General features: G+C 69.1%; 1 protein-coding gene. It reads left to right on the top strand.

What is annotated here, in order from left to right:
- Window positions 1-60 precede the first annotated feature (60 nt).
- On the top strand, window positions 61-1395 hold the full coding sequence (locus J2X36_RS26740; protein WP_310355251.1) for an IS1182 family transposase: 1335 nt from the start codon (window positions 61-63) through the stop codon (window positions 1393-1395).
- Window positions 1396-1477: the final 82 nt, after the last annotated feature.

Genomic DNA, 1477 nt, shown 5'->3' on the forward strand with positions numbered 1-1477 from the left:
CTAGGAGCCCGTCCGAGTAAGTGTCTCGACGACGAGGCTGCGGGGTGATTCACTCGGCCCATGGCCAAGGTGTTTCGCTCCTGGGACGTCGATCAGGGCTGGCTGCTGCCGCCCTCGCTGCACGAGTTCGTGCCGCCCGGGCACATGGCGCACTTCGTGCGCGACACAGTGCGCGAGGCGCTCGACCTCTCGGCCATCCTTGACACCTACGCGGAAGAGCGCGGCTACCCGCCCTACCATCCCGGCATGATGGTGGCCCTGCTTCTCTACGGCTACAGCCGCGGCCTGTACTCGTCGCGTCAGCTCGCCCGCGCCTGTGAGGAGCGGGTCGACGTCATGGCCGTGACCGGCCTGAACCGGCCCGACTTCCGCACCATCGCCGACTTTCGCAAACGCCACCTTGTGGCCCTGTCGGACCTGTTCGTGCAGGTGCTGCGCCTGTGTCGGGCGGCCGGTCTGGTCGAGTTCGCTCACGTGGCGGTGGATGGCACCAAGCTGAAGGCCAATGCCTCGCGCCACAAAGCGATGAGCTATGGGCGGATGAAGACGGCCGAGCCGGGCCTGGCCGCTGAGGTGGACGCTTGGCTGGAGCGCGCACGCGAGGCTGACGCGGCGGATGATCAGGCTCATGGTGCCGGCCGTCGGGGCGACGAGACGCCGGACTGGATGGCCGACAAGCAGCGACGGCTGGAAGCCATCCGCGCCGCCAAGGCCGCGCTGGAAGCGGAGGCGACAGATCCGCCCGATCCGGAGGACGAGAACGGGCCGGGTGCCTCGTCGGGCATGCGTTGGCAGGGTCGGCCACTGCGCGGTGACGAGGGCAGTCCGCCCGACCGGGCGCAGCGCAACTTCACCGACCCGGACAGCCGGATCCTGCCCACGCGCGACGGCTTCGTACAGGGCTACAACAGTCAGATCGCGGTCGATGCCGCGCATCAGGTGATCGTCGCGCATCGGCTCGTGACCAACGCGGCCGACTACCGCGCCCTCGTGCCACTTGTGGATGGGGTCCGGGCTCATCTCGGGCGCAAGCCGCGGGAGGTCTCGGGTGATGCCGGCTTTGCCAACGAGGCCAACCTCGTCGCGCTCAAGGAGCGGGGCATCACGGGCTACCTCGCTCCGGGCCGGGCGCGACACGGCGAGACGGATGCGGCCGGCCGCCGGAGGCTGACCAAGATGCCGTTGATGAGCGCGATGGCCGCCCGCCTGAAACGGGCTGGCCGCCGCAGCCGCTATCGCCTCAGGAAGCAGGTGGTTGAGCCGGTGTTCGGGCAGATCAAGCAGGCCCGAGGCTTCCGGCAGTTCCTGATGAGAGGGCTCGATCAGGTCCGGGGCGAGTGGGCGATTATCTGCACGGCCCACAACCTGCTGAAGCTGGCACAGGCCGGCCGCTGAGCCCGCTAAGCCGGAGCCTCTGCTCGGGTCTCGCACCCTCTAACCCCGGCCTCAGACCCCGTTACTCGGACAGGCTCCTAGC

Source organism: Methylobacterium sp. BE186 (assembly GCF_031457035.1).
Taxonomy (GTDB): domain Bacteria; phylum Pseudomonadota; class Alphaproteobacteria; order Rhizobiales; family Beijerinckiaceae; genus Methylobacterium; species Methylobacterium segetis.